Source organism: Brevirhabdus sp., from assembly GCF_052826345.1.
Window position 1 is genome coordinate 1 of sequence record NZ_JBRBUA010000049.1, and the last position, 3,225, is coordinate 3,225.

The 3,225-nt window shown below is 66.7% G+C and carries 3 protein-coding genes; 2 read left to right on the top strand and 1 reads right to left on the bottom strand.

From position 1 onward, the window contains the following. The coding region (locus tag ACU0BR_RS06120; RefSeq protein ID WP_446155963.1) for a helix-turn-helix domain-containing protein at nucleotides 1-554 on the bottom strand (554 nt) is incomplete at its 3' end. Between the two features lie 103 nt (nucleotides 555-657). On the opposite strand from ACU0BR_RS06120, the gene ACU0BR_RS06125 reads away from it, so the two are divergent. Then, entirely contained in the window at nucleotides 658-1,194 is a 537-nt protein-coding gene (locus ACU0BR_RS06125; protein ID WP_446155964.1) for a DUF6456 domain-containing protein, read from the top strand. 91 nt (nucleotides 1,195-1,285) lie between these two features. Next, a complete protein-coding gene (locus ACU0BR_RS06130; protein ID WP_446155965.1) occupies nucleotides 1,286-3,100 on the top strand; it encodes a DUF885 domain-containing protein in 1,815 nt (604 codons plus the stop codon). Nucleotides 3,101-3,225: the final 125 nt, after the last annotated feature.

A 3,225-nucleotide genomic window follows, 5' to 3' on the forward strand; every position in this document is an offset into this window, starting at 1 on the left:
AGCGCGGCAAGGGCGATCCACGCCGGTTCGCGCACCACGATCTGGCGCTGCCCCGCACCGGGCGGGAGCAGCACCACCGTGTCGGCGGAAAAATCGATCAGCCGCCCGAATGCGAATCGCCCGCCGCTACGCGGGACCAGCACGTCGCGGTTGATCGCGCGCGCACGTTCCTCCGCAGGCAGGTCGCGCAGCCACAGCCGGTCGCCCACCCGATATTCTCCAACCGCGCTTTCGACATCGAGCACATGCACCGTGCCATCGCCCAGCATCGCGAGCGGCTCCAGTGCCTCGCGCGGGGAGGGCAAAGGTTCCGCTCCCTCGGACGTCAGCCGCGCCACCACCATCGCGGCATCGCGCTGCTCGCTTGCCAGCAGCAATTCCGGCGCGACGCCCAGCGCCCCGGCGATCCGATTCAGCCAGTCGATCGACAGCGTGCGCATCCCCGTCTCCAGCCGCCCCACCGTCTGCGGCGTCGTGGGCGGGCTGCAGGCGGCGGCCAGATCTGCCAAAGTCATGCCCTTTTCCTTGCGGATCGTGCGAATGCGGTTAATCACGGCGTGGTTCCTTTCGGGAAAATGCAGGAACCTATTCGGTTTTATTTTCCTACAAGGCAAGCGGTCCGCACATCCCCTGCACAGCAATCCAAGGGGACACTTCATGACCGAACAGCAGGATACCGGGCAGCATGATAACGGACATCAGGGACCGGGCGAATACGTTACCCGCGAACTCACCAGCGAGGGGCCGCGCCGCATCTCGAAGGATTATCGCGGCGGCGCATCGAAACGCGCGCGCGCGGTTACGGTAAACCTCAAGGAATCGCCGCTCGGCTGGCTTTACGCGCATGGCCATCTGACCGAACCGCAGTACGAGGCGGGCGAAAGGCTGCGCGCCGATTGGGAACGCGCGCAGATCGCGCCGTCGATCACCATGCGCTGGGATTCGGTCCGGATCGGCGGCACCAATCCGGACCGCGGGCTCGATCCCTCCGAACGCCAGATCGCAGCCAAGTCGCGCTTCGACAAGGCGGTGAAGGCGGCGGGGCCGGGGCTGGCCGACATCCTCTGGCGCGTGGTCTGCGCGGGCGAGGCGGTCGGCATCGCGGAAAAGGCGATGGGCTGGCCCGCGCGCAGCGGCAAGCTGGTGCTGGGGCTGGCGCTCGACCGCGTGGCGGGGTACTCCCAAATCGGGTGAAGCCGCGCCGCGGGGCCGCTTGATCTTTGGGATGGGCCGTGCAAGCCTCGGTTTCAGTTGAAACCGTCCACGTCAAGCGAGTCCCCCTTTCATGAAGCCAGTTGCCTTGCACCGCCGCCAGTTCCTTGCCGGAACGGGCACCATCGCCCTTGCCTGTTCGCTGCCCGTCGCCGCCCGCGCGCAAAGCGCGGCCGGCGCGCAGCTGAACGCGGTGATGGACCGCGTGTTCTGGGGCGACATGCGGCTCAGCCCTGCGCAGATGACCGCGCTGGGCATCGATACGGGCAAGAATGCATGGGCCCGCCACCATCTGGGCGAGTTCGGCCGCGCCGGAATAGAGGCCGAGGAAGCGCATGCCACGCAGATGCTGAACGCGATCCGGGCGATCCCGACCGAGGGTCTGGACGAGCCGCAGAAGGTGCACCACGCGGTCGTCACCGACATGCTGGAGAAGCGCCTGTGGGGCGCCCCCTTCGGCATGGGCAGCGTCTACAGCCCCTATGTGCTCAGCCACATGGGCGGGGCCTACAGCTCGATCCCCAGCTTCATGGACACCAAGCACCCGGTCGAGAGCGAGGACGACGCGGTCGCCTATCTGCAGCGCATGGTCCAGTTCGGTCAGGGGCTGGACGACGAAACCGCGTTGCAGCGCGAGCAGGCGGCCAAGGGCTATCTGGCGCCCGCATGGTCGCTCGACATCGCGATCGCGCAGATCAGGGCGATGGCCGAAACCCCGGTGGGCGAATCGCGCCTTGTCACCTCGCTGGCCGAAAGGGCGCAGGCCGCCGGGATCGCGGGTGACTGGGGTGCGCGCGCCGCCGCGATCATGACCGAGACGGTCAACCCCGCGCTGATGCGTCAGGCCGCCATGCTGGAAGAGCTGAAGCCCACCGCGGCCGAAGGCGACGGCGTATGGCGCGTGCCGAATTCGGAAGAGCTCTACCGCCTCGAACTCGCCAATTCGACCACGACCGATCTGACCGCGGAAGAGATCCACCAGATCGGCCTGCGGCAGGTCGCCGAACTCAGCGCCGAACTGGAGACGATGCTGGCCGAAGTCGGCCTCACCACCGGCACGGTGGGCGAGCGTCTGACTCAGTTCAATTCGCGGCCCGAGCAGCTGTACCCGAACACGCCCGAAGGCCGCGCCGCGATGCTCGCGGACCTCAACGCCAGCAATGACGCGATGCAGGCCAAGCTGCCGCAGGCCTTCGCCACGCTGCCCACCCAGCCGATCGAGATCCGCGCCGTGCCTGCCGAGATTCAGGACGGCGCGCCGCTGGGCTATTACGAAAGCCCGACGCTCGATGGTTCGCGTCCCGGCATCTACTACATCAACCTCAAGCACACCGAGGACTGGCCGAAATACACGCTCCCCGCGCTCACCTATCACGAGGCGGTGCCCGGCCATCATCTGCATGGCAGCCTTGTCCAGCAGGCTGGCGACACGCCGATGCTGCTGAAAAACTATTACATCTCGTCCTATGGCGAGGGCTGGGCGCTCTATGCCGAGCAGCTGGCGTCCGAGCTGAACGGCTATGAGGGCATGGAAAAGGCCGGCGCGCTGCAAAGCTGGCTGTTCCGCGCCGCGCGGCTGGTGGTCGACACCGGCCTGCACCACAAGAAATGGAGCGTGGAAGAGGGCACGCAATATTTCGTCGACACGGTCGGCTTCACCCGCACGCGGTCAGAGGCCGAAACGCGCCGCTACTGCATCTGGCCGGGACAGGCCTGCAGCTACAAGATCGGCCAGAACAAATGGGTCGAACTGCGCGCGAAGGCAGAGGCCGAACTGGGCGACCGCTTCGACATCCGCCAGTTCCACGAGATCGTGAAGGAAGGCAACATGCCGCTGAACGTGCTGGAAGCGCGCGTCGAGCGCTGGATCGCGGCGCAAAAGGCCTGATGACACAAAAGGCCTGATGAGAAGCGGGGAGGGGCTGGCGCGAAGCCAGCCCCTTCCGTCCGATCAGCGCGCGTGCGCGATCAAATTCGCCGCCGGAAACACGATGGCTTCCTCGGCAAACCCGG